The 24710-nt window shown below is 64.6% G+C and carries 17 protein-coding genes; 10 read left to right on the forward strand and 7 right to left on the reverse strand.

Annotation, left to right across the window (positions count from 1 at the left end; all coding sequences use genetic code 11):
• Positions 1–31: 31 nt before the first annotated feature.
• Both murB and metH read right to left on the reverse strand, forming a co-directional pair.
• On the reverse strand, positions 32–1072 hold the full coding sequence (murB, locus tag CAP2UW1_RS01100) for a UDP-N-acetylmuramate dehydrogenase (RefSeq protein WP_012807022.1): 1041 nt from the start codon (positions 1070–1072) through the stop codon (positions 32–34).
• 19 nt (positions 1073–1091) lie between these two features.
• A complete protein-coding gene (gene metH, locus CAP2UW1_RS01105; protein ID WP_012807023.1) occupies positions 1092–4808 on the reverse strand; it encodes a methionine synthase in 3717 nt (1238 codons plus the stop codon).
• Positions 4809–5127: 319 nt separating this feature from the next.
• On the opposite strand from metH, the gene CAP2UW1_RS23445 reads away from it, so the two are divergent.
• Positions 5128–6306 (forward strand): GGDEF domain-containing protein, encoded by a 1179-nt coding sequence (locus CAP2UW1_RS23445; protein WP_012807024.1) that lies wholly within the window; start codon positions 5128–5130, stop codon positions 6304–6306.
• Between the two features lie 90 nt (positions 6307–6396).
• Complete coding sequence (locus CAP2UW1_RS01115) at positions 6397–6999, forward strand: MarC family protein (RefSeq protein ID WP_012807025.1); 603 nt, start codon at positions 6397–6399, stop codon at positions 6997–6999.
• A gap of 137 nt (positions 7000–7136) precedes the next feature.
• On the opposite strand, the gene CAP2UW1_RS01120 is transcribed toward CAP2UW1_RS01115, so the two are convergent.
• Positions 7137–9104: an acyl CoA:acetate/3-ketoacid CoA transferase gene (locus CAP2UW1_RS01120; protein WP_012807026.1), complete on the reverse strand. Its 1968-nt coding sequence runs from the start codon at positions 9102–9104 to the stop codon at positions 7137–7139.
• A gap of 768 nt (positions 9105–9872) precedes the next feature.
• Positions 9873–11327 carry an SPOR domain-containing protein gene (locus CAP2UW1_RS01125; protein ID WP_012807027.1) on the reverse strand — a complete coding sequence of 485 codons (1455 nt, stop codon included), beginning with the start codon at positions 11325–11327 and terminating at the stop codon, positions 9873–9875.
• A gap of 649 nt (positions 11328–11976) precedes the next feature.
• Between CAP2UW1_RS01125 and CAP2UW1_RS01130 the strand changes: the two genes are divergently transcribed.
• From CAP2UW1_RS01130 to CAP2UW1_RS01160, 7 genes are all read left to right on the forward strand, one after another.
• The gene (locus tag CAP2UW1_RS01130) at positions 11977–12987 is read left to right on the forward strand and encodes a sulfate ABC transporter substrate-binding protein (RefSeq protein WP_012807029.1); all 1011 of its coding nucleotides are present in this window, start codon (positions 11977–11979) and stop codon (positions 12985–12987) included.
• A gap of 184 nt (positions 12988–13171) precedes the next feature.
• A complete protein-coding gene (cysT, locus tag CAP2UW1_RS01135; RefSeq protein WP_012807030.1) occupies positions 13172–14008 on the forward strand; it encodes a sulfate ABC transporter permease subunit CysT in 837 nt (278 codons plus the stop codon).
• A 1-nt stretch (position 14009) separates the two neighbouring features.
• Positions 14010–14903: a sulfate ABC transporter permease subunit CysW gene (gene cysW / locus CAP2UW1_RS01140; RefSeq protein WP_012807031.1), complete on the forward strand. Its 894-nt coding sequence runs from the start codon at positions 14010–14012 to the stop codon at positions 14901–14903.
• A 3-nt stretch (positions 14904–14906) separates the two neighbouring features.
• Positions 14907–15974, forward strand: coding sequence for a sulfate/molybdate ABC transporter ATP-binding protein (locus CAP2UW1_RS01145; protein WP_012807032.1), 1068 nt, complete (start codon positions 14907–14909; stop codon positions 15972–15974).
• Positions 15975–15983: 9 nt separating this feature from the next.
• Positions 15984–16919 carry a CysB family HTH-type transcriptional regulator gene (locus CAP2UW1_RS01150; protein WP_012807033.1) on the forward strand — a complete coding sequence of 312 codons (936 nt, stop codon included), beginning with the start codon at positions 15984–15986 and terminating at the stop codon, positions 16917–16919.
• A gap of 306 nt (positions 16920–17225) precedes the next feature.
• A complete protein-coding gene (locus tag CAP2UW1_RS01155) occupies positions 17226–17528 on the forward strand; it encodes a type II toxin-antitoxin system MqsR family toxin (protein WP_012807034.1) in 303 nt (100 codons plus the stop codon).
• Between the two features lies 1 nt (position 17529).
• Positions 17530–17940, forward strand: coding sequence for a type II toxin-antitoxin system MqsA family antitoxin (locus tag CAP2UW1_RS01160; protein WP_012807035.1), 411 nt, complete (start codon positions 17530–17532; stop codon positions 17938–17940).
• Between the two features lie 151 nt (positions 17941–18091).
• On the opposite strand, the gene CAP2UW1_RS01165 is transcribed toward CAP2UW1_RS01160, so the two are convergent.
• From CAP2UW1_RS01165 to CAP2UW1_RS01175, 3 genes are read right to left on the reverse strand one after another with little or no spacing between them, the layout of a single operon-like run.
• On the reverse strand, positions 18092–18319 hold the full coding sequence (locus CAP2UW1_RS01165; protein WP_012807036.1) for a YgaP family membrane protein: 228 nt from the start codon (positions 18317–18319) through the stop codon (positions 18092–18094).
• Positions 18316–21522: an efflux RND transporter permease subunit gene (locus CAP2UW1_RS01170; RefSeq protein ID WP_012807037.1), complete on the reverse strand. Its 3207-nt coding sequence runs from the start codon at positions 21520–21522 to the stop codon at positions 18316–18318. Before CAP2UW1_RS01170 ends, CAP2UW1_RS01165 begins: the two co-directional genes overlap by 4 nt.
• 4 nt (positions 21523–21526) lie before the next feature.
• Positions 21527–22549, reverse strand: a complete 1023-nt coding sequence (locus tag CAP2UW1_RS01175) for an efflux RND transporter periplasmic adaptor subunit (RefSeq protein ID WP_012807038.1) — start codon at positions 22547–22549, stop codon at positions 21527–21529.
• A 182-nt stretch (positions 22550–22731) separates the two neighbouring features.
• Here CAP2UW1_RS01175 and ggt point away from each other — a divergent pair, with 182 nt between their 5' ends.
• Positions 22732–24528 (forward strand): gamma-glutamyltransferase, encoded by a 1797-nt coding sequence (ggt, locus tag CAP2UW1_RS01180; protein ID WP_012807039.1) that lies wholly within the window; start codon positions 22732–22734, stop codon positions 24526–24528.
• Positions 24529–24710: the final 182 nt, after the last annotated feature.

Raw genomic sequence — 24710 nt, forward strand, 5'->3', positions numbered from 1 at the left:
CGGCTACGGCCGGCTCATTGTCGCCTGGCGTTCAGAGGAAAACCGGCTCGGGTGTGAGGGCGACGCCAAAACGCTCGCGCACGGCATCCTGCACGGCTCGCGCCAGCGCAAGAACCTCGGCGCCGGTCGCGCCGCCGCGATTGACCAGCACCAGCGCCTGTTTCTCGTACATCCCCGCCTGCCCGAGGGTTCGACCCTTCCAGCCACACCTTTCGATCAACCAGCCAGCCGCGAGCTTGACGCGGCCATCTGCTTGCAGGTAGGACGGCAGGTCCGGATGCGCCGCCGCCAGTCGCTCGCCGACATTCGCCTCGACCAGCGGATTGTGAAAGAAACTGCCGGCGTTCGGGACTGAGGCGGGATCCGGCAGTTTGCGGCGGCGGACGGCGATGACGGCATCGGCAATCTGCCGGGCATTTGGGCGACCGAGCTGTCGCTGGTCGAGTTCAGCGGCCAGGTCGGCGTAACTGGCCAGCGGCTGCCAGGCCTTCGGCAACCGGAAGGTTACCCGCGTGATCACCAGACGGGCGTCCAGATGCCAGCCCTGCTGCTTGAAGACGCTGTCGCGATAGGCAAAGCGGCAGGCGTCGCGATCGAGCCGTACGGTTCGGCCGGTCAGCATGTCGCAGGCTTCCAGCGACTGAAAGCGATCGGCCAACTCGAGCCCGTAGGCACCGATGTTCTGGATCGGCGCCGCACCGACCGTGCCGGGGATCAGCGCGAGATTCTCGAGTCCCGGCCAACAGCCCTTGGCCAGGGTCCACTCGACGAAGGCATGCCAGTCCTCGCCGGCCCCGCCGCGCACGTACCAGGCGTCGTCGTCCTCGCCGATCAGTTCGCGCCCACCGATCGCCATGTGCAGCACCAGGCCGTCGAAGTCGCCGGTCAGGACGAGGTTGCTGCCAGCTCCGAGCACGAAGCGGCGCAACGCGCTCTTGCCGGCAAGCTGCGCCAGTTGCTCCACGGACTTGATTTCCGCATAGAACGCCGCGCGCCCCGGCAAGGCGAGCGTCGTTCGCCCCCCAAGGTCGGCGTCGCGCTCGACGAAGTGGGGAAGCTTCTCGCCATTCACCGGCTGACCTCCTTGCCGCTCAAAGCAGCGGCGCCAGCCAGCGCTGTGCTTCGGGGACACTGAAGCCGGCGCGCTGCGCCCAGTCGGCAAGCTGATCGCCGGCTATCTTGCTGATCGCAAAATAGCGGGCCTGCGGGTGCGCCAGATAGAAGCCGGAAACCGCCGCCGCCGGCGTCATGGCAAAGGATTCGGTCAGTTCGATACCGGCGTTGCGCGGCGCATCGAGCATGGCGAACAGGGCGCCCTTGGCAGTATGGTCGGGGCAGGCCGGATAGCCGGGTGCCGGCCGTATGCCGCGGTACGCCTCGCGAATCAGTGCCTCCGGATCCAGCCCTTCATCGCCGGCGTAGGCCCAGTACTCACGGCGCACGCGCGCGTGCAGCCACTCGGCACAGGCTTCGGCCAGGCGATCGGCGATGGCCTTCAGCATGATCGCGTGGTAGTCGTCGTGCGCCGCCGCGAATTCGGCGAGCTTCTCCTCGATACCGAAGCCGGCACTGACGGCAAAGGCACCGATCCAGTCGGGTGTGCCCCGCTCGGCGACGAAGTCGCTGAGGCAGTAGTGTGGCTTGCCCGCCGGCCGCTCGTGTTGCTGGCGGAGGTTGTGCCAGGTCATCAGCGTTTTCGCGCGCGTTTCGTCGGCATAGATTTCGATGTCGTCGCCGACGCTGTTGGCGGGGAAGATGCCGAAGACGGCGTTGGCGCTCAACCAGTTCTCGGCGATGACCTTGTCGAGCATCGCCTGGGCGTCGGAGAACACCGCGCGCGCCGTGGCGCCGACCAGCGGGTCGTCAAGGATCTTCGGGTAGCTGCCGGCCAGATCCCAGGTCTGGAAGAACGGCGCCCAGTCGATGAACCCGGCCAGCGTCGCCAGATCGATCGCGCGCAGCACATGCAGGCCCGGGCGTTTCGGTGCGCTCGGTCGATAGGTGGCCTCGCCGTTCCAGACGAAGCGGTTGTCGCGCGCGGCCTCCAGCGCAAGCAGCGTGGTGCCCTTCTTGCCGGCATGCTGGGCGCGCAGCTTTTCGTAATCGGCGGCCAGCCCGGCCTTGAAGGCGTCGGCGTTATCGATCGACAGCAGCTTGGTGACGACGCCGACGGCGCGCGAGGCATCGGGGACGTAGACCACCGGTCCGGAGTAGTTCGGAGCGATCTTGATCGCCGTGTGGGCGCGGCTGGTCGTCGCACCGCCGATCAGCAGCGGCACCGGCGGGCTACCGTCAGTCCCCGTGGCGAAGCCCAGTCGTTCCATTTCGGCCGCGACATGGCTCATTTCCTCGAGCGACGGCGTGATCAGGCCGGACAGGCCGATCGCCTGTGCACCGTGCTCGCGCGCCGCGTGCAGGATCTTGTCGCAGCCGACCATGACACCGAGGTCGACCACGTCATAGCCGTTGCAGCCCAGCACGACGCCGACGATGTTCTTGCCGATGTCGTGCACGTCGCCCTTGACGGTGGCGATGACGATCTTGCCTTTGCTGCTCACCCCCGTACGCAGTTTTTCGGCTTCGATGTAGGGAATCAGGTGTGCCACCGCCTGTTTCATCACCCGCGCCGACTTGACCACCTGCGGCAGGAACATCTTGCCGGCGCCGAAGAGGTCGCCGACGACGTTCATGCCGTTCATCAGCGGGCCTTCGATCACCGACAGCGGCGGCTTGCCGGCAGACTCCACCGTCGCCCGACACTCCTCGGTATCGGCAACGACGAAGTCGTTGATTCCCTTGACCAGCGCATGCGTCAGCCGCGCTTCGACCTCGAAATCCCGCCAGGCGAGGTCGGGGCCGCCCATGCCACCCTCCCGGGACCTGCCTTCCTTGACCGTCTGCGCGAACTCGACGAGCGCTTCGCCGGCGTCGGGCCGGCGGTTGAGCACGACGTCCTCGACCTTGTCGCGCAGGGCCGGATCGAGGTCGTCATAGACGCCGAGCATGCCGGCGTTGACGATTCCCATCGACAGCCCGGCCTTCACCGCGTGATAGAGGAAGACGGTATGAATCGCCTCGCGCACGGCATCGTTGCCGCGGAAAGAGAAGGAGACGTTGGAGACGCCGCCGGAGATCTGCGCGCCTGGCAGATGCGCACGAATCCAGGCGCAGGCCTCGATGAAGTCGACGGCATAGTTGTTGTGCTCTTCGATGCCGGTGGCGATGGCGAAGATGTTGGGGTCGAAGATGATGTCCTCGGGCGGAAACGCCGCCTGCTCGGTAAGCAGGCGATAGGCGCGCGCGCAGATCTCGGTCTTGCGGGTGTAGGTGTCGGCCTGGCCGGTCTCGTCGAAAGCCATGACCACGACCGCCGCGCCATAGCGGCGCGCCAGCCTGGCCTGACGAAGGAACTCGGCCTCGCCTTCCTTCATCGAGATCGAATTGACGATGCCCTTGCCCTGGATGCACTTGAGGCCGGCCTCGATGACCTCCCACTTCGACGAGTCGAGCATGATCGGCACGCGCGAGATGTCCGGTTCGCTGGCGATCAGCTTCAGGAAGCGATCCATCGCCGCCTGCGAATCGAGCATCGCCTCGTCCATGTTGATGTCGATGACCTGGGCACCGTTTTCCACCTGCTGACGGGCGACCGCCAACGCGTCGTCGAAGCGTCCCTCGAGGATCATCCGGGCGAAGGCGCGCGAACCCGTGACGTTGGTGCGCTCGCCGACGTTGACGAACAGGGAGTCCCTACCAACGTTGAAAGGCTCGAGGCCGGACAGGCGGAGCTTGCGTTCGCGCTCGGGGATGACCCGGGGTTGGACGCCGGCGACACTGGCGGCGATCGCGGCAATGTGCGCGGGCGACGTGCCGCAGCAGCCACCGACGATATTCACGAACCCCTTGCGTGCCCAGTCACCGATTTCGGCCGCCAGTTGCTCGGGGGTTTCGTCATAGCCGCCGAAAGCGTTCGGCAGGCCGGCATTCGGGTGCGCCGAGACGAAGCACTCGCACAGGTGCGACAGCTCTTCCACGTACTGGCGCAGGTCGGCGGCACCGAGCGCGCAGTTGAGACCGAAGCAGAGCGGCCGGATATGGTTGAGCGAGTTCCAGAACGCTTCGGCGGTCTGCCCCGACAGCGTCCGCCCGGAGGCGTCGGTGATCGTCCCGGAAATCATCACCGGCCAGCGCCGCCCCACCTCGTCGAAGTGACGTTCGATGGCGAACAGGGCTGCCTTGGCGTTCAGGGTGTCGAAGACCGTCTCGACCAGCAGGATGTCGGCGCCGCCATCGCAGAGACCACGGATGGCTTCGGCGTAGGTGTCGACGAGTTCGTCGAAACTCGTATTTCGATAGCCGGGGTCGTTGACGTCGGGCGAGATCGATGCGGTGCGCGAGGTCGGGCCGAGAACGCCGGCGACGAAGCGCGGCTTGGCCGGATTGCCGGCGGTAAACTCGTCGCAGACCGCGCGCGCCAGTTGCGCGCCGGCAACGTTCAGCTCATAGACGATGGCTTCCAGTCGGTAATCCGCCTGGGAAGCGCTCGTCGAGTTGAAGGTATTGGTCTCGATGATGTCGGCGCCGGCCGCCAGATACTCGGCGTGAATGGCGCGGATGATGTCGGGACGAGTCAGCAGCAGCAGGTCGTTATTGCCCTTCAGGTCGTGCGGATGGGCGGCAAAGCGCGTCCCGCGGTAGTCCGCCTCGCGCAATCCCCGGCGCTGGATCATCGTCCCCATCGCGCCGTCGAGAACCAGAATGTCGTGTTCGAGGCGAGCCTTCAGTTCGGCGGTACGGTCAAGCTGCATGTCTGTCCTTTGATGCCTGTCTCGCGCGCGGCGCAAAACAAAAAAACCCGTCGGCGCAAAACTCGACGGGTCCTCGTGTGGGTTTCGCTTTAGCGGCATTTTTAGCGCGCCCGCAATCTGGTGATGTCAAATCGGCGCGAACCCAGGAGCAGGCCTGAGCAGGGTTCTGAATCTAACCGGCGTGGCAGCTCCTGTCAAGATGGCGGCTCGCCCGGCAGCCCTTACCGGCGCGCAGAAAACCCGCCATAATGGGCTCCGCCGAAGTCCAGCGGCATTTTGCACTCGCCCTGCGGCGCCCCGCATCTACCTCAGTTGAACGATGACCTTGCCGAGCCCCGCCACCTCTCTTGACGACAATGTGCAGCTTGCCCGCATTCGCATTTTTTTCGGGCACGCCAGCGGCAACATGGCGAGCATCCTGGTTGGGGCCATTCTGATCGCCGTCGTCCTCCACAGTGGTGGCGTCTCCCTGCCAACTCTGGGTGTCTGGGGACTGTTCGTGTGCGCGGCGTCTGCGGGGGTCTTGCTGGTCGAGCGCCGCGTGAAGAAAACGGGGGTGACGGCCGGGAACTGCCAGCGGCTCGTCAACCTGCGGATCGGTCTCGGGGCGGGAATAGCGCTGTCCTACGGTATCGTCGGATTTCTCCTGCCGGGAACGGCTCCCGCGCAGGACACGTTCCTGTTCATCATCGTGTCGACGGTCGTCACCGTCGCTGCGCTCGGTTACGCCGTGATGCCAAGATACTACCTGACGCTGAACGTGGTCAGTCTGCTACCCTTGACCGGGCACTTTGCGCAGCAGTATCTGGCGCATGCGGATTCCTACTATCTGCTGCTCATCGCCGTCGCGATCATGTGGCAGGCCATCGTCCTGGCAAAGGCACGCCAGGTCTCGGCGACGGCGATCGGCGCCATCGTCCTCAACGAACGCCTGCAGCAGGAGATCGAGGAAAACCGACGCACCAGGGAAGCCATTCGTCACATGGCACTGCACGATGACCTGACCGCTCTTGGCAACCGCAGGTATTTCGAGGAGACGATTGCGCGAACGCTCAGCATCGCCAGCCGTGATCAGGGGAAAGTCGGACTGTTGGCCATCGACCTGGACAACTTCAAGCCGATCAACGACCGCTACGGGCACACTGCCGGGGATCGCGTGCTCAAGGCGGTCGCCGCCCGTCTCCTCAGCAGCATCCGTGCCGCCGATTTTTGTGCGCGCATGGGTGGCGATGAATTCGCGATCATCGTCGCCAGCGTGCATGCCGAATCCGACGTCGCCGACGTGGCCAGCAAGCTGCGCTTGGCTCTTGCCGAGCCCTTCCAGCTCGACGCCATCGTCGTCCGCATCAGTGCCAGCGTCGGTTTTGCCGTTTACCCCGACGACGGCATCGGCGCCAGCGCATTGTGGTCGGTTGCCGACCGGAGAATGTATCGCGCGAAGGCGAGCCGCGTGTCCGAACAGCCGCTCGCCATGCCGCTGCACGAACTCGGCGAGTGATCGTCCGTGCCTCGCCGGAACCCCCTCGTCAGGCCGCCCGTGGCCACCGGCCGTCGTCGCCCGGACGGCATTGTCTGAGAGCCTCTCGCCATGAACTACACCTTTGCCTCGGCGACCATCCTGCTGCTGTTGATCACCGACCCGATCGGCAACATTCCGATCTTCGCCAATGCACTCCGACACGTGGCCCCGGAGCGTCGCCCCTGGGTGATCCTGCGCGAGGTGTTGATCGCCTTCGTCCTGCTGCTCACCTTCATGTTCGTTGGCGAGGGGTTTCTGCGTCTGATGAACCTCAGCGAGTTGTCACTGCAGATCGGCGGTGGCGTGATCCTGTTCCTGATTGCCTTGCGCATGATCTTTCCACCGCCAAATCCGGACACGCCCGACACCACGGGTGAGCCGCTGATCGTGCCCCTGGCCATTCCGGCAATTGCCGGGCCTTCGGCGCTGGCGACCGTCCTCCTGCTGGTCTCGCAGGCACCCGACCGGCGCCTGGAGTGGATTGCCGCGCTGTGCATCACGATGGCGGTGAGTGCCGTCGTCCTGGTCCTCGCCGAACGTATTCAGCGCGTCGTCGGCGACCGCTTCGTCGTCGCCCTGGAGCGGCTGATGGGCCTGGTGCTGGTGGCGATGTCGATCGAGATGATGTTGCGCGGCATCAAGACCTTCGCCACCCAGATCACGCGCATGTGACTCGCCGCGCATCGGGGCAACACGCCGGTATCTGGCTCGCTCGGCGTCACCCCGCCGCCAGATTGAACCAGCCGAAAGCCGCTCCCCGGCGCGCAGCGGGGGCGATGTCTGCCACCAGCGCCTTTTCCACACGCTGGTCAGGGCAATCCGGAGGACGGCTGCGGGCCGTAGTCACCGCTGCGCCCGGCGAGGAATGCCTGGGCTTCCTCCCGGCGCTCGAACACATGCGGCGCGATGCTGCGGGCGGAGAAAGCCTCGCCCAGTTTGGCGCGCAGGAAGGCGCTGGTCGCGTAGCGGGTGATCTGGCTGAAGTAGTTGGCCAGGAAGTAGCGGTCCATCTCGGCATAGGCGTCGTACATGTCCTGATTGATGCGAAAGCGATCGTAATTGATGATCACGCCCACCCGCTGGCCGGCCGCCCGGCAACGCAGCTCGCAGATATCCCAGATCGCCTGCACGTCGTCGCTCCCACGCACGTGCATACCCTCGAAGTTGAGGAACAGGATATTACGTTCCGGATCGTAGATGACGCGTTCCGGCAGGGACAGGTTGAGCAGTTCAGCTTCCAGGCCCATCGGGTTGGCGCTGAAGATGCGAGCATCCATCTCGCCGTATTCGCCGATGATCGGCTCGAAGTCCATGTGCGCCAGGATGTCTCGGCCGACATCGATGCCCGGCGCCACCTCGATCAGCGCCAGCCCCCGCCTGACCCGACGGAACACGCAGCGTTCGGTGACGTAATAGACCGGCTTGCCGCGGTCGTAAGCGTACTGCCCATTGAAGGTGATCTGCTCGACCTGCCTGACGAATTTCTTCTGCACGCCTTCCTGGAGGATGCGGAGCTTGCCGTTATCGACGTCGACCTTGAGACCGCTGCCGGTGAAGGTCCCGACGAACACCACCAGACGCGCGTTCTGGCTGATGTTGATGAAGCCGCCGGCCCCGGTCAGCCGGCCGCCAAAGCGGCTAACGTCGACGTTGCCGGCGGCGTCGCACTCGGCCATGCCGAGACACGCCATGTCGAGACCGCCACCGTCGTAGAAATCGAATTGCTGATTCTCGTCGATCACCGCATCCATGTTGACCCCGGTGCCGAAGTTGCCCCCGCTCGACGGGATCCCGCCAATCAGCCCGGATTCCACGGTGAGGGTCAGCAGGTGCGAGATGCGCTCCTCGTTGGCCACCGCCGCCACGCCTTCGGGCATCCCGACCCCCAGGTTGATGATGCCGTTGGGCGGCAATTCGAAGGCGGCTCGACGTGCGATGATCTTGCGCTCGGTGAGCGGAGTCGACACCAGGCTGGCGGCCGGCACCCGGAACTCGCCGGCATAAGCCGCGTTGTACTGGGTGGCCAGCGTCTGCATATGCTGGGCCGGTTCGGCAACCACAACGCAATCGACCAGAATCCCCGGGATCTTGACCTGGCGCGGGGGCAGCCCGCTGCGCTCGGCGATCCGTTCGACCTGGGCTATGACGATGCCGTTGCTGTTCTTGGCCGCCATCGCCATGGCGAGGTTGTTGAGCGTCAGGGCTTCCCGCTCCATGGTTATGTTGCCGAAGGTATCGGCGGTCGTGCCACGCACGAAGGCAACATTGACCGTGCCGACCTTGTAGAACAGCCACTCCTCGCCCTCGACTTCGACCAGGCTGACGATGTCCTTGGTGGTGGCGGCATTGACCCGGCCACCACCGTAGCGGGGATCGACGAAGGTGTGGAGGCCGACCTTGGAGAAGGAGCCCGGTTTGCCGGAGGCAAGATCCCGGAACAACTGGCAGATGATGCCCTGGGGCAGGTTGTACGCCTGGATGCGGTTGTCGAGTGCCAGCTTCGCGACCGTCGGCATGCGGCCCCAGTGGCCCGCCACCACCCGGCGCAGCAGCCCCTCGTGACCCAGGTGGTTGAGCCCCAGGGTCTTGCCATCGCCCTGGCCGGCGGCAGCGAACAAGGCCAGGTTCCTTGGCCTGCCGGTGGTGAGGAAGCGTCGCTCGAGTGCCGACAGCAGAGCCTCGGCGAAGCCGGTCTGGACGAAGCCGGTACTGGCCAGGGTATCGCCGTCGCGGATCAGGGCGATCGCTTCGTCGGCGGTGACGATCTTGCTGCGCATGTTGGTTTCCTCCCGATCACGTTGATGATTCCCGGCCGGAGTCCTGACTGACGAGATCAACGCGGCGGGACCAGCCGGGTCGCCGCGCTCGTCAAGCCCTCGCGGCCTGAAAGCGTGAGCGTTGCTACAAATCCGCCAGCGCCCACCGGAGCCCCATCGGCCACCGGCGACTTCTCGATGCAGCTCCGTGCGCCCTCACGTCTACCCTGAAGCAGGATACTCCGAATACCTTGCGGCCGAGCCTTCCGTTCAGTGCTCCCGCGCGCGCCGCGGCTGACGGCACGTGGTAAGCGGTTCTTGGGCGTCAAGGCAGTTGTTCTTGGCAGGCCAGCGGCGGATGGCAGTGGCCCAAGTTTGCCCAGGGCGCGGCGGGGTGTGGGTTCCATTCACGCATGCGGAATCGACTCTGCGTTCGCAGCACTCCTGCCCACGGGTAAGCCGGGTCTTGTCCGGACCGACGCGTGCGGCCGGCGATGTAGCGACCGCGCCGATGCCCGGCTCCAGCGTCTCTACAGACGGTCGGCGCAGATCCAGCGCGAAAGCAGGGCTCCTCACGACGTGCAGGAGCGCCTCAAGAACATCGCCTTTGGCCTGCAGGTGCTGGTGGGCGACGCCCAGGCGTTAAGAACGGTTGGCAGCGGCCACTCACCGTCCTCACAGAACCGACCAGGGCGCCTTCCTGGTGCGCGCGGCCGGTCCAGCCCAGCATTCGGCCGATCAAGAAGAACTGGCCACCGTGACACGATGGCCAAGCTTGTCACAGTGCGGCTAGCGCAAAGAATCCTGCACCGACTGGAGCTGACGCACCCACGGTTGGTTGACACGCAATTCAGCTGGCAGCGCCGCGATGGCGGCACGCGCCTGAGCGATCGTATCGAACACGCCGAAAAAGAGATTGTAGTGCTCGCGCTGCTGGTGTTCAGTCGCGGAAAAGGCCAGCGAATTCAGCGTCAGATGTTCCATGTTGCGGTCGATGAAGCGCGCCATGTCGTCCCGGCTTGGCGACATCACCAACTGCACGGTGTAAGCCTTGGGGTGTTGTCGGAGTAACCACTGGCTGTCATGCACGACCGCTGCTCCCCCGCTGGGCACGCCTATCTTCCGCAGCGCGGTGCGCAATTCGCCGAGGCTTTTCTCCAGCCCGGAAACCTTGTCCGAGACCTGCTCAAGGCGCCCCTGCTGCAGCGCATCGCTGGTCTTCCGGGCCGCTTCGGCCGCGGAGAGTGACGCCATCTGGCTGCTGACTTCGGTGATTCGGGCGTCGTTCTTCGCAATTGCCGATTCACTGCTTGCCGGGGCGAAGGCCGGCACCCACTTGACCAGGACGAAACCCGAAATGGTCAGCAACAGCAGGGCGGCGATGGCGCGATGGGTCCACTTGAACGTGTCACGCGTGGCACTTCGATGGTCGGCCTGTGCTGTGGCAAGCTCGCCAATAGCCGCGTCCAGTCGCTGCGTCTCCGACTGCAACACGCCGACCAAGCCCTGCAAGGTCTGAAACTCGGCATGGTGCTCGCGCTGCAAGGCGCTCAAACCCTCGAGTCGCGCCTCGACAATCGCGTGCTGCTTTGCCGCTTGCTCGCGCACCGCTTCGATACGGCTCTTGTTTCCGCGCGTCACGCTATCCAGCAACTCGTAGGTGAGATCAAACTGATCAAGACGCACGCGTTGCTCGGCGATGATTCGCTCCTGCGCTGCAAACAGGCCATGCAGCGAACCAATACCGGCGCCGAGCCGCGTCAGGTCGGCACCGATACGTGCATTGTCGCTCGCGAGCCGAGTTTCCCAGCGCTGCTCGGTTTCGGCCAGGTGACCGCGAGCATCTTCCGCAACCGCCTCGATCCGTTGCTCGGTCGCCGTGGCATGCGCGGCCAACGACATTCTCTGCTGCTGCAAATCCGCGTCGAGCCGATGCACCTGACTCGATACCGCGCCACCGGACTGCCGGAGTTCGGCCAACGCCGTGTCGATGAGTCGATTGTTCTCGGCGTATCGCGCTGTCAGGTCGTCGTAGTCGCGCAGGACAAGGTCAAGCTGCGCGTTGATCTCCTTGGGTGTCAGGCGGGAATCGTTTGCCCGGGTGAATTCCAGCAGCCCAGCCATCTTCGGTTCGATAGCCGGAATTTCCGTCTCCAGCGTCTCCAGCGACGCGCTCGCCTGCATGGTTATCTCGTTCTCGGCCTGCGCATTGTTCGGCACCGCCAGTCGTGCTGTCTTGGTCATAGTCGGCCTCCTCGGTCGTGGTATCACAGGTTTGCGGCTGGCTTCTGGCAGCGCACTCAGACACGCTGCATCGGAAGTTGACCAGTTCTCTCGTCTTCTCCTGGACTGCGTGGGTGCCGGCTGTCGCAAGCGCCCAAAGGCCCAGACGCCATTCCCGCAGTGCAAACGAGGACACCGCAAGAGACGCCAAGACCGACAACCTGTCATTCCGACTTCCGCGAAGTCGATAAAGTTCAGGTGGCCAACGTTCGCCGCCCCAGCCGCACAGCTGGGTGAGTGCAGCGAAGAAGTTTTTGGTGTCCGCCCCATTTCCGGTAGCGCTGGCCGAGGGCAAAGCTCTCGTAGCTGGTCGCGGTGACGGGAAAGGCACACTCGTGGCCGGTGTTCTCCTGCCCGCCGTCTTGCCCCGTCGTGCTCAGACCGGTTGCGTCACAAGCGGTTGATATGCCGCTTGCCGTGTCTGGCAGCGCAGCGATGCTTTCGTCGAGATGCCCGGCGAGCTCGATCGTCCCTGCGGCCTGCGGAGTCCGCAGTGAACCGATCCGCACGAACCGAAGCCTCTCCGTATAAGCAAATAAGCAAAGATTCGTTCGTTTGGCCGTGCCGCCTTCCTAGACTCCGTTTCGCCAATTTGTTGAAGGGAGTGCCCATGAACGTACAAGAATCTCTCGCCGGCCTGCTGGTCGGCGCTCTCCTGCTCGGTAGCGCGAGCGCCGCCGAGATAACCATCCTGAATGTCTCCTATGACCCGACGCGCGAGTTGTACCAGGATTTCAACGCCGCTTTCGGCAAGTACTGGCAAGCGAAGACCGGAGACACTCTCAGGGTCAAGGCTTCGCACGGAGGCTCCGGCAAGCAGGCACGCTCGGTCATCGACGGCATCGACGCCGACGTGGTCACTCTGGCGCTGGCGTTCGATATCGACGCCATCGCCGATCGGGGGATCGTGCCGCTCGACTGGCAGAAGCGATTGCCCAGCAACGCGGCGCCCTACACCTCAACGATCGTCTTTCTGGTCAGGAAAGGCAATCCCAAAGCGATCAGGGACTGGAACGATCTCGTCAAGCCGGGTGTCTCGATCATCACTCCCAACCCCAAGACTTCTGGGGGTGCCCGCTGGAACTACCTGGCTGCCTGGGCGTACGCGCTCAAGCAGCCAGGTGGCAGCGAAACCAGGGCGCGGGAATTCGTCGGCCAGATCTACGGCAATGTCAAAGTCCTCGACTCCGGTGCGCGCGGCTCGACCACCACCTTCGTCGAGCGCGGCATCGGCGACGTGCTGATCGCCTGGGAGAATGAAGCCTATCTGGCGATCAAGGAACTGGGGCCCGACAAGTTCGAGATCGTCACCCCGTCGCTGTCGATCCTAGCCGAGCCACCGGTATCCGTCGTCGACAGGGTGGTCGACAAGCGCGCCACGCGCAAGGTCGCGCAGGCCTACCTCGACTACCTTTATTCTCCGGAAGGTCAGGAGATTGCCGCCAGGCACTACTACCGGCCACGCGATGCCAAGGTCTCGGCCAAGTACGCCGGGCAGTTTGGCAAGGTCAATCTGGTGACCATCGATGACACGTTCGGCGGCTGGCGCTACGCCCAGAAGACCCACTTCTCCGACGGCGGCATCTTCGACCAGATCTACGTCCCTGGTGGCAAGCGCTGATTTCTGGCCACTGCTTTCGAGGACACGGGCGTTGCTCGGTCCGCCGCCGTTATGCCGAAAGTGAATTACTTTCTCACAACTTCGTATTTCTCAGCATAAACCGTTGCCTCTAGACTCCAGTATCCGTGATTGCACCGCAGCAGGAACCGACGATGAACACAGGCTTATTCCTGGCGAGGCCGGCATGACCAGCGTGAAGCGTTACAGTCCCCTGCCGGGCTTTCGCCTGGCCATGGGCTACACCCTGGTCTATCTGACCCTCATCGTGCTCATTCCCCTCGCCGCAGTGGGGACCAAGACCCTGACGATGGGCTGGGAGGCTTTCTGGGCCGCGGTCAGCAGTCCGCGGGTCGTGGCTTCCTATCAGCTCAGTTTCGGCGCCTCACTGCTCGCCGCTGCGATCAATGTGGTTTTCGGCCTGATTTTCGCGTGGGTGCTGGTCCGCTACCGTTTCCCCGGCAAGGGCCTGATCGATTCCTTGGTCGATCTCCCGTTCGCCTTGCCGACAGCAGTTGCCGGAATTGCACTGGCCACGATCTATTCGGAGAACGGTCCGGTCGGCAAGTTGCTCGAGCCCTGGGGCATCGAGATCGCGTATACGCCGAACGGCGTTCTCCTGGCGCTGGTCTTCATCGGCCTACCTTTTGTCGTGCGCACCGTACAGCCGGTCCTCGGCGATCTCGAAAAGGAAGTCGAGGAGGCCGCGGCTGGGCTTGGCGCCTCGCGCTGGCAGACCTTCCTGCGCATCATCCTGCCGCACATCGCGCCGGCTCTGCTGACCGGCTTCGCCATGGCCTTTGCCCGCGCCGTCGGCGAGTACGGCTCGGTGATCTTCATCGCCGGCAACGTGCCGATGGTGTCGGAAATCACGCCGCTGCTGATCATCACCAAGCTGGAACAGTACGACTACGCCGGTGCCACCGCCGTGGCTTCGGTGATGCTGGTCTTTTCCTTCGTCCTCCTGCTGATCATCAACGGCTTGCAGGGCTGGATGCAGAACCGTCATGCCAAGGGAGCCTGACATGAGCGCGACTATTGCACTGCACGCGGGCAGCCTGGAGCATGCCGAAACGGCAAGCACCCGCGAGCCTGCCTGGGTAAGAGTGGTGCTGATCAGCATCGCCCTGACTTTTTTTGCCGTCTTCCTGCTGCTGCCGCTGGGCACGGTCTTCGCCGAAGGCCTGCGCAAGGGCTGGGCTGCCTACGTGGCGGCCTTGGTCAATGACGATGCCTGGGATGCCATCAAGCTGACCTTGATCACGGCTGCAATCGCCGTTCCGCTCAATCTGGTGTTCGGTGTCGCTGCCGCCTGGTCGATCGCCAAGTTCGAGTTCCCAGGCAAGCGCCTGTTGATCACGTTCATCGATCTACCCTTTTCGGTGTCGCCGGTCATTTCGGGTCTGATCTACGTCCTGCTGTTTGGCGCCCAGGGCTGGTTCGGCCCCTGGTTACAGGAGCACGACATCCGGATCATTTTCGCGGTGCCCGGCATCGTACTGGCGACCATCTTCGTCACGTTCCCGTTCGTCGCCCGCGAGCTGATCCCTCTCATGGAGGCACAGGGCAGCGAAGAGGAAGAGGCCGCCGTCGTTCTCGGAGCGTCCGGTTGGCAGGTGTTCTGGTACACCACGCTGCCCAACATCAAGTGGGGGCTGCTGTACGGCGTCATCCTCTGCAACGCGCGTGCGATGGGCGAGTTCGGGGCTGTATCGGTGGTCTCCGGGCACATTCGTGGGCAGACCAACACCATGCCGCTCTATGTGGAAATCCTCTACAACGAATACAACTACGCAGCCGCTTTTGCCGTGGCGTCGCTGCTGGCCTTGCTGGCCATTGTCACGCTGGCGCTGAAGACCCTGGTCGAGCGGCAGACGCGTCGGCAGTTGCAGGAAATTATCGAACCCTCCGGAGAGTGAGTGATGAGTATTGCCATCCGTAACATCAGCAAGCAGTTCGGCGCCTTCAAGGCGCTCGACGATGTCTCCATCGACGTGCCCTCGGGCGAACTTGTCGCTCTCCTCGGTCCCTCGGGCTGCGGCAAGACGACCCTGCTGCGCATCATCGCCGGCCTCGACTTTGCCGATAGCGGTCAGATCGTGCTCGATGGCGACGACGCTTCGGCCCGTCACGTCCGCGAGCGCCACGTCGGTTTCGTTTTTCAGCATTACGCGCTGTTTCGCCACATGAGCATCGCCGACAATGTTGCTTTCGGGCTGCGCGTCAAGCCACGTCGCGAGCGCCTCGCCGAAGCGGATATCAAACGCCGGGTGAAGCGCCTGCTGGAACTCGTGCAACTCGATTGGCTGGCCGATCGCTATCCGTCGCAGCTTTCCGGCGGTCAGCGCCAGCGAATCGCTCTGGCACGCGCGTTGGCGGTGGACCCGAAGGTGCTGCTGCTCGACGAGCCCTTTGGCGCCCTCGATGCCAAGGTGCGCAAGGAGTTGCGCCGCTGGCTGCGGCAGTTGCACGACGAAATCCACGTCACCAGCGTCTTCGTCACGCACGACCAGGAAGAGGCGCTCGAGGTATCCGACCGGGTGGTGGTGATCAACAAAGGCAAGGTCGAGCAGATCGGTACGCCGGAATCGGTGTACGACCATCCGGCAACGCCCTTTGTCGCCAATTTCCTCGGCTCCGTCAATCTGTTCCACGGACGGGTCGAGGATGGCCACCTGCACGTCGGCAACGACGCGCTGGCCCTGGGCGCGAGCGAAGGCAGCGACGGCAAGGCAGTGGCCTTCGTGCGGCCGCACGAGTTCGACCTGGTGCCGGGATGGGATGAACAGGGAGCTCTGGCGGCGCGCATCGTCCGCGTCGTCTCCGTCGGACCCAGCGCCCAGATCGAACTCGCGCACGGCGACGGCAAGCTGATCGAAGTGAGCCTCGGGCGCGACGCCTTCCGCCTCTTGGGTCTGTCGGAGGGAGACAGGGTGTCGCTGCGTCCGCGCCATATCCGCGTCTTTCCAACGGACGCTCTGGCCGCTTGAGGCAAGAGCATGAACTTTCAACAGCTACGCATCATCCGCGAGACGCTGCGCCAGGACTTCAACCTGACCGCCGTGGCGAGCGCGCTCTACACCTCGCAGCCAGGAGTCAGCAAACACATCAAGGACCTCGAAGACGAACTCGGGATCGAGATCTTCGTGCGTCGCGGCAAGCGTCTGCTGGGATTGACCGAGCCTGGCAAGGAACTGGCCGAGGTGGTCGACCGCATTCTCCTCGGCACCCAGAACCTGCGCCGGATCGCCGACCAGTTCGCCAGTCGGGAAACCGGCCATTTCGTCGTCGCCACGACGCATACGCAGGCGCGCTACGCGCTGCCCCAGATCATCAAGTGGTTCAAGACCGATTACCCGCGCGTGCACCTCGCGCTGCACCAGGGCAGCCCGGTCGACATTGCCGAAAAGCTCGTCTCCGGCGAGGCCGATGTCGGCATCGCGACCGAGCGGCTGGACCAGGTCCCCGAACTGGAGACGTTTCCGTTCTATCGCTGGCACCATGCCCTGATCGTTCCGCACGGCCACCCGTTGCTGCAGGTGGACAAGCTGACACTGGAGGTCATCGGCGAATACCCGATCATCACCTATCATGAAGGTTTCACCGGCCGCACGCACATCGACAAGGCTTTCGCCGACGCTGGCGTCGTGCCGGATATCGTGCTCTCGGCAATTGATGCCGATGTGATCAAGACCTACGTCGAGCTCGAACTCGGTGTCGGCATTGTTGCCTCGATGGCCTACGATGCTTGCAAGGACCGCAACTTGACGCTGATTGCGGTGCCGCATCTGTTCCCGGAAAGTACGACTCGCCTGGCCGTGCGCCGGGGAACCTATCTGCGCAGCTACGCGCTGGCGTTCATCGAGAAAGTCTGCCCGGACATTGGTGAGGAAAACCTCAAGGCAGCCATTCAGAAGCAGAATGGCAACGAGTGATTCGCGGCGCCGCATTCGACGAATGAACGGCACGGCTCGCTGAAGGCGTCCACGCTTGTCGCCCCAACTGCTCCCATGCCGCGGACAGGGCGGCGGCTCCGCAGTCCCAAGGGCGATCGGCTAGCCGATCGCCTCATCCCCAAACAGTGGTTGGCAAGGCGGGTTTGACCCAGCCGGCCGCGAGCGCGCCGCTTGCTCACCACGCTGAGGCGACGAAGTCGAGCCCGGCCCCCTTGCTCTGATCAACCTTCACTACGGACGAGAACCCCATTGCACTTGAGTTATGGAATCCATAAACTAGAGGGCATGGAGAAACGCAGGGCACATTACGATCTGGGCCAGGTGAAGGCGGTGGTCATGTATCGCGGTATCGACAGTTTTACCAGTACGGCATTGCTCGGACTTTTCAGCATGGGCCTGAGCGAAGCCGACGGAGTGTCCATCGTGTTGGGCTTGCGTCGTGACATGCTGTTCAAGAGCATGACAACCCACGCAGACAGTCGTGTGTGGCAGGACGTGTATCACGCCCCTTGCCCCAACGGAAAAACAGCCTATGTGAAGGTCACGCTGCAGGATGGAGCCGTGGTCATCCAGTTCAAGGAGTTGTGAAATGAGGAACCCTGCTTATTGTTTGCAATGCGATGACGGAAGCGTGCTGCAACACGGCGCGCAAGACATGATGATCACGATTGACGGAATGTCGCAGACCGTTCCTGCCGTTGTTGGCTGGCACTGCCCGACTTGCGGGACCTGCGAGTTTGACGATGGTGAGGGGAAGCGCTTCAGTGCGACGCTGGCAGCGCTGCGCCAGTTGGCGAACGCGCAACGCGCTGCCTCGCTGCGCGCGATCCGCAAGAAGCTCGGCTTGCGACAAGCCGATGCAGGGAGGCTGTTCGGCGGTGGCGCCAGCGCCTTTTCGGAATACGAGCGCGGCAAGACCCAGCCGCACAAATCTACCGTGCTACTGCTCAAGCTCCTGGATAGGCACCCGGAATTGCTTGAAGAACTGCGCGGAACGTGAGTCACCGCGCGTGACCGAAGGCGGGCGTAGCTGTAGCGTTAGCCTGCTTGTCGCGCACGCGTCAAGCGCCAGGATGCCCGGGCTAAGAAACACGAACGTTCCAAACGACCGCGATCGTGAAAGCCATAATCCCCCCCTCTTCTCGACCGACTCAGCGACCGCACGATGCCTCGTCTCCCCGCTTCATTCCCAACTTGACCATAACGCTCTCGGCCGGGCAGAAGCAGGTGAAGCCGCTCTGCAACAGGTTCGCCCCGACGAAGGCGGTGAACCACAGGAAATACTTCGAGACAAAGAGTGGGCTCTCCGGGACGCCGAGGGCCAGCGAGATGAGGATGAAACTGCCGGCCATGATGCGCACGGCGCGATCGGTGGTCATGTCTGAGGCTCCTTTCTGAAAGCGGCGTAGTAGAGCACCGGGATGACGACCAGCGTCAGCAGGGTGGAGACGAAGATGCCGAAGATCAGGCTGATCGCCAGCCCGTTGAAGATCGGGTCGTCGAGAATGAACAGTGCGCCGAGCATCGCCGCCAGTCCGGTGAGCGCAATCGGCTTGGCACGCACGGCGGCCGACTGGATGATCGCTTCGCGCAGGGGCATTCCCTCCCCGATTTGCTGACGAATGAAATCGACGAGCAGGATCGAGTTGCGGACGATGATCCCGGCGAGCGCGATCATGCCGATCATCGAGGTCGCCGTGTATTGACTGCCGAGCAGCGCGTGCCCCGGCATGACGCCGATGATCGTCAGCGGTATCGGCGCCATGATGATCAGCGGCAGGAGATAGCTCCTGAAGTGGGCGACGACCAGCAGATAGATCAGGATCAGGCCGACTCCGTAGGCGATACCCATATCGCGGAAGGTCTCGTAGGTGATCTGCCACTCACCGTCCCATTTGATGCTGTAGGCCGCGTCCGGAGCGGCCGGCTGGCGAATGAACCACTCGCCGAGCGTGCCGGCGCCCTTGTCGAGTCCATCGAGCGAACGGCCGACGAGGTCGCTGCGCGCCGCAAACATGCCGTAGAGCGGGGAATCGAGCTTGCCGCCCATGTCGGCGACGACGTAAACCACTGGCAGCAGATCCTTGTGATAGACCACCGTCTCGCGCGGCTGCTCGCGCACCTCGACGAGTTCGGAAACCGGCACCAGGCGGCCCGCGCGCGAACGCACCCGCAGCTTGAGCAGCGCCTCGATCGAACTCTGCTGTTCCGCCGGTAGCGTCAGCCGCACCGGAATCTCGAACTTCGACTCGCTGTTGTGTACCGGTGTCACATCCTCGCCGGCCAGCCCCATGCGCACGACCTCGACGATGTCGCTCTGCGCGACGTCGAGCAGCGCCGCCTTGTTCTGCAGAACGTGCAGCACCGTCTTGCTGCCTGCGGCGGTCACCGAGTCGTCGACTCCCACGAGATCGGGCGTGCCCTCCAGCACCTTGCGCACTTCCCTGGCCACCGCGATCTGGCCCCGGTAATCCGGCCCGTAGACCTCGGCGACGATCGGCGACAGCACCGGCGGCCCCGGCGGCACTTCGACGATCTTGGCGTTGCCGCCGGCCCGTTGACCGATGGCTTCGACGGCGGCGCGCACGGAAGCGGCGATCTCGTGACTCTGCCGCGAGCGCTGCCGGTGGTCGACGAGGTTGACCTGCAGGTCGCCCAGTTCCGGCGCGGCCCGCAAATAGTACTGGCGGACCAGACCGTTGAAATTGATCGGGCTGGCGGTACCGGCATAGGCCTGGTAGTCGCTGACTTCCGGCACCCTGACGACCTCGGCGCCGATCTCGCGCAGGACGCGCGCGGTTTCCTCGAGCGGCGTGCCGGCAGGCATGTCGAGAACGATCTGGAATTCGCTCTTGTTGTCGAAAGGCAGCATCTTGAGGACGACCAGCTTCAGGCCGGCGAGTGCCAGCGAGCTGAGGATTAGCAGCCCGATGACCAGCAGCAGCCAGCGACGTGCACGCCGGCCGGTGTGCGCGTCGAGAAAGGGCGTCAGCAGACGGCGGAACAGTCGTTCGAGGCGGCTCGCCACGGGCGTGTCGGCGACGCCTGGATGCGGCGGGGCCGCGGCCAGCAGGCGCGCGGCCAGCCACGGCGTGACGACGAAGGCGACGGCCAGCGAGATGAACATGCCGAGTGACGAGTTGATCGGGATCGGGCTCATGTACGGGCCCATCAGGCCGGTGACGAAGGCCATCGGCAGCAGCGCGGCGATCACCGTGAAGGTGGCGAGGATCGTCGGCCCGCCAACTTCGTCGACGGCCAGCGGGATGATCTCGATCAGCGGCGTCCCCGGCTGCAGCGCCTGCCAGCGATGAATGTTCTCGACGACGACGATGGCGTCGTCGACGAGGATGCCGATCGAGAAGATCAGGGCGAACAGCGACACGCGGTTGAGGGTGAAGCCCCACGCCCAGGAGGCAAACAGCGTCGCCGCCAGGGTCAGGCTGACGGCGACGCCGACGATCAGCGCCTCGCGCCGGCCGAGGGCAAAGAAGACCAGCAGAACGACGAAGGCGGTGGCGAAGACGAGCTTGCCGATCAGCTTCTGTGCCTTGTCGGTCGCCGTCTGGCCGTAGTTGCGAGTGACCGTCACCTCGACGCCCTCGGGGATCAGCGTTCCCTTCAGCGTCGCGACACGCGCGATCAGCGCATCGGCGACGTCGGCCGCGTTGACGCCGGGCTTCTTCGAAACCTGCACCGTCACGGCCGGGAACTCACCCTCGCGGTTGCCGAGCCAGACATAGCGGCGGGGCTGGTCCGGGCCATCCTCGACGCGCGCGACGTCGCTCATGAACACCGGCTTGCGCTCGTCGGCGCTACCGCGCACGGCGACGACGAGCTGCCTCACGTCGGCGGCCGACTCGAGATACGTACCGGTCTGTACCAGCACTTCGTGGTTGCCGGCGACGAGGCTACCCGACGATTGCAGCGCGTTGCCGACGCGCAGGGCAGCGGCGAGATCCTGCGGCGTGACGGCGAAGGCGTTCATCCGCTCGCTGTCCATCAGGACGCGCAGCACGTGATCGGGGCCGCCCAATGTCGACACGTCGCGTGTCCCCTTGACACGCTTGAGGTCGATCTCGGCGGCGCGCGCCACCTGCTGCAGATCGAAAGCCGAACGCGTCGGATCACTGGTCCAGAACGTCAAGGAAACGATCGGCACGTCGTCGATGCCCTTCGGCTTGATCGTCGGCTCGAGCACGCCGAGATTCGGCGCCAGCCAGTCGCGGTGCGAATGCACCGTGTCGTAGAGGCGAACCACGGCGTCGTTGTACTTGACGCCGACGGCGAACTGCACGGTCACGATCGCCATGCCCGGCCGCGACACCGAATAGACGTGTTCGATTCCCGACATGCGCGACAGCACCTGTTCGGCCGGCGTGGCGACGAGGTTTTCAACATCGCGCACCGACGCGCCGGTAAAGGGGATCAAGACGTCGGCCATGGTCACGTCGATCTGCGGCTCTTCCTCGCGCGGCGTCACCAGCGTCGCAAAGACGCCCATCAGCAAGGCCACCAGTGCCAGCAGCGGCGTCATCTGCGAGCTCGCGAAAAGGCGGGCGATACGGCCGGAAACCCCCATCACCTTACTTGCCCGGCGGACTGGCAGATTTCAGCGCGACGGCGGCCTTCACCGGATCGAGGACGACCCGCTCGCCGGCCCGCAAACCCGCCAGCACTTCGACTTCGCCGGTCCCTACCGGCTCGCCGAGGCGCAACTGGCGCAGGGAAAGCGCTTCCTGCTCATTCTGCACATACACGGCGGCCACCTCGCCGCGCCGCACGATGGCAGTCTGCGGCACGGTCATCTTGTTGGCGCGACCAACGACGAAATGGACACGCGCATGCATGCCGGGGACGATATCGGCAAACCCGGGCGGCAGACCGACGCGTACCGGTGAGACGTGCGTCGCCGCGTCAGCCGTCGGCAGTAGCGTCACGCTCGTGGCATCGACCACCTTGCCGAGTTCCGGAAACTCGATCCGCGCCTGCCGCACCGCGTGCATCTGTGGCACTCGGTACTGCGGGATGCTGGCAGTCACACGCAGACCCTGCGGATCGTGAATGACGAGCAGTGGTTTGCCCGGAGTCGCCATTTCCCCCATTTCGGTCAGCCGCTGGGCGACGATTCCGGTGAGCGGCGCGCGCACCGTCGCGTGCCCGACACCCACCGCCGCTTGCCCATGCGCCGCCTGTGCCGCGTCAAGATCGGCTTTCGCCTTGTCGACCGCCGCCTGACTGACGAAACCCTGCTGACGCAGGCTCACCGTTCGCTGGTAGTGGGCTCTCGCGTTGACGTACTGCGCCGAGGCGCCGGCGGCCACCTCGCTTGCTTCGCGAGCATCGATCTTCATCAGGAGATCGCCCTTGCGCACCGCTTGGCCAGCATCGACGTGCACTTCGACGACGCGCCCGGCAACCTGCGCCGCCACCGTCGCTTGATTGACCGCTTCGACGAGCGCGTCAGCGGGCAGCGTCAGTTCGACCGGATGCGGCTGCATGATCATCACCGGCAGGGCCTGCGCCTGGACGGTCAACGAGACGGCGGCAGCCAGGCTGGCGAGCAGCGGCTGCCAGAGTGACCAGCGACGGTGAGTATGGTCTGGCATGTATATAAGCATATCCTGATATATCGTGAAAGACAAGTGTGGCCGCGTCCTCGCTGCATGTCCCGCCCGTGTTTCGCTATCCGGGTCGCCCGCTCGGGTCCGCCGGCACTTGCGTGTCTCGCCTCTTGACGACCAGGCCGCGCGAATGAGACAAAGCAGAGCTTCCCTACCGGACTGTCGCGATGAAACTCGTCTGCCTCGCTCTGACCACGGCTCTGCTGGCCATCGGCTGCAGCAACCTGGCGCCTGCGCTCGCCCCGGCACCTGCGGCCGGCACCGCTCTTCACCAGCCGGAAGGCCCCTCGGGCGTCAGCACGCAGCCGGGCTGGCACGGCCGGCGCTTTGCCGTCGCGACCGCGCATCCGCTGGCCAGCGAAGCTGGCCAGCAAGTGCTGGTGGCTGGCGGGTCGGCAATCGACGCGGCGATCGCTGCGCAGATGGTGCTGACCATCGTCGAACCGCAGTCCAGCGGCATCGGTGGGGGGGCCTTCCTGCTCTACCACGACGGGCGCGAAACGGTCGCCTTCGACGGCCGCGAAACGGCGCCGGCCGCTGCCGGCGAGACGCTGTTGATGCGGCCAGACGGCAAACCGATGGACTTTCACGATGCGGTCGTGGGCGGTCGCGCGGTTGGCGTACCGGGAGCCGTTCGCATGCTTGAAGTCGCGCATGCCAGGTACGGCAGACTGCCCTGGGCGAGCCTCTTCGAGCCGGCGATTCGGCTGGCGGACAGCGGTTTCCCACTGGGCGCCCGCCTGTACGCCCTGCTCGAGAGCGACCCGCATCTGCGCAAGGACCCGGGCGCCGCCGCCTACTTCTATGACCCCGACGGTCGCGCTCTAGCTACGGGGACCCTGCTGCGCAATCCGGCGCTGGCAGCCGTCCTGCGCCTGATTGCCGCGGAAGGCTCGCCCGCCCTGTACCAGGGCGAGATTGCGCAGGCGATCGTCGACAAGGTCGCCAAGCACCCTTACAACCCCGGCACACTGAGCATGGCCGACCTGACGACGTATTCGCCGAAGGAACGTACGCCGCTGTGCACCCGCTATGCCTCGAGGACGGCCGAGCCGGCGCGGACTTACCGCATCTGCGGTTTTCCGCCGCCGAGTTCGGGGGCAGTCGCGATCGCCCAGATCCTGGGCATTCTCAACCATACCGAGGCGCCGTTCCTGCCCTTTGAAGACCCGCGCTGGATGCACTTCTACAGCGAAGCCTCGCGACTGGCCTTCGCCGACCGCGCACAGTATGTCGCCGACCCGGACTTCGTTTCGGCCCCGGCGGGCGATTGGTTGTCGCTGGTCCGGCCGGACTATCTGGCGGCCCGGGCGCGACTGATCGGGCCGATGAGCATGCAGGTCGCCCGACCCGGTTTGCCGTCACCGGAAAGGAGTTCGCACGCGCCGATGCCCGAGCAAGCCGAGTACGGCACCTCGCACATCAGCATCGTCGACGCCTACGGCAATGCACTGGCGATGACCAGCACGATCGAGGACGCCTTCGGTGCCCGCCAGATGGTCAGAGGCTTCCTGCTCAACAACGAACTTACCGATTTCTCATTCACGCCGACCGACGCCAGCGGCGCACCGGTGGCCAACCGCGTCCAGCCCGGCAAGCGGCCGCGCTCGTCGATGAGCCCGACGCTGGTCTTCGACGACGATACCGGCGAACTGGTGATGAGCGGTGGCTCGCCGGGCGGTGCGCTGATCATCCACTACACCGCCAAGCTGCTCTACGCCACACTGAACTGGGGGTTCGCACCGCAGCAGGCGATCGATCTGCCCAACTTCGGCTCGCTGAATGGTCCGACGCTCCTTGAGGAGAAGCGCTTCCCGCCGGCCTTCGTCGAAGCGCTCAGGGCGGCCGGCCATGAAGTGAAGGAAGTCGGCATGACCAGCGGCGTGCAGGCCATCCGCAAGGACCATGGCAGCTATGTCGGTGGCGCCGACCCGCGCCGCGAGGGCAGGGTAATGGGCGAGTGATGCCCGCGATCATGAACCGCACTCACCGGCAGCGACCCTCGACGGCCTTCGCGCCGCTTGCCACGGACAGCTCATCTTCTCACGCTCAGACCGGTTGGCGGCCCGCCCCGGTCTCACCCGCGTGGCGCCTTTCCGTCCTTCTTTGCGTAGCTGCCGTCGCCGGTTGTGCCACCGATGGCAGC

Origin of the sequence: Candidatus Accumulibacter phosphatis (assembly GCF_000024165.1) — a bacterium.
Lineage (GTDB): Bacteria > Pseudomonadota > Gammaproteobacteria > Burkholderiales > Rhodocyclaceae > Accumulibacter > Accumulibacter phosphatis.

Excerpts from the sequence above, each read along its gene's own strand:
- CAP2UW1_RS01115 (WP_012807025.1), top strand. The coding sequence starts at position 6,397 with ATGAACTACACCTTTGCCTCGGCGACCATCCTGCTGCTGTTGATCACC.
- ggt (WP_012807039.1), top strand. The coding sequence starts at position 22,732 with ATGAAACTCGTCTGCCTCGCTCTGACCACGGCTCTGCTGGCCATCGGC.
- CAP2UW1_RS01130 (WP_012807029.1), top strand. The coding sequence starts at position 11,977 with ATGAACGTACAAGAATCTCTCGCCGGCCTGCTGGTCGGCGCTCTCCTG.
- metH (WP_012807023.1), bottom strand. The coding sequence starts at position 4,808 with ATGCAGCTTGACCGTACCGCCGAACTGAAGGCTCGCCTCGAACACGAC.
- CAP2UW1_RS01165 (WP_012807036.1), bottom strand. The coding sequence starts at position 18,319 with ATGACCACCGATCGCGCCGTGCGCATCATGGCCGGCAGTTTCATCCTC.
- cysW (WP_012807031.1), top strand. The coding sequence starts at position 14,010 with ATGAGCGCGACTATTGCACTGCACGCGGGCAGCCTGGAGCATGCCGAA.
- CAP2UW1_RS01125 (WP_012807027.1), bottom strand. The coding sequence starts at position 11,327 with ATGACCAAGACAGCACGACTGGCGGTGCCGAACAATGCGCAGGCCGAG.
- CAP2UW1_RS23445 (WP_012807024.1), top strand. The coding sequence starts at position 5,128 with ATGACCTTGCCGAGCCCCGCCACCTCTCTTGACGACAATGTGCAGCTT.
- CAP2UW1_RS01155 (WP_012807034.1), top strand. The coding sequence starts at position 17,226 with ATGGAGAAACGCAGGGCACATTACGATCTGGGCCAGGTGAAGGCGGTG.
- CAP2UW1_RS01120 (WP_012807026.1), bottom strand. The coding sequence starts at position 9,104 with ATGCGCAGCAAGATCGTCACCGCCGACGAAGCGATCGCCCTGATCCGC.
- CAP2UW1_RS01170 (WP_012807037.1), bottom strand. The coding sequence starts at position 21,522 with ATGGGGGTTTCCGGCCGTATCGCCCGCCTTTTCGCGAGCTCGCAGATG.
- CAP2UW1_RS01175 (WP_012807038.1), bottom strand. The coding sequence starts at position 22,549 with ATGCCAGACCATACTCACCGTCGCTGGTCACTCTGGCAGCCGCTGCTC.
- CAP2UW1_RS01150 (WP_012807033.1), top strand. The coding sequence starts at position 15,984 with ATGAACTTTCAACAGCTACGCATCATCCGCGAGACGCTGCGCCAGGAC.
- cysT (WP_012807030.1), top strand. The coding sequence starts at position 13,172 with ATGACCAGCGTGAAGCGTTACAGTCCCCTGCCGGGCTTTCGCCTGGCC.
- CAP2UW1_RS01160 (WP_012807035.1), top strand. The coding sequence starts at position 17,530 with ATGAGGAACCCTGCTTATTGTTTGCAATGCGATGACGGAAGCGTGCTG.
- CAP2UW1_RS01145 (WP_012807032.1), top strand. The coding sequence starts at position 14,907 with ATGAGTATTGCCATCCGTAACATCAGCAAGCAGTTCGGCGCCTTCAAG.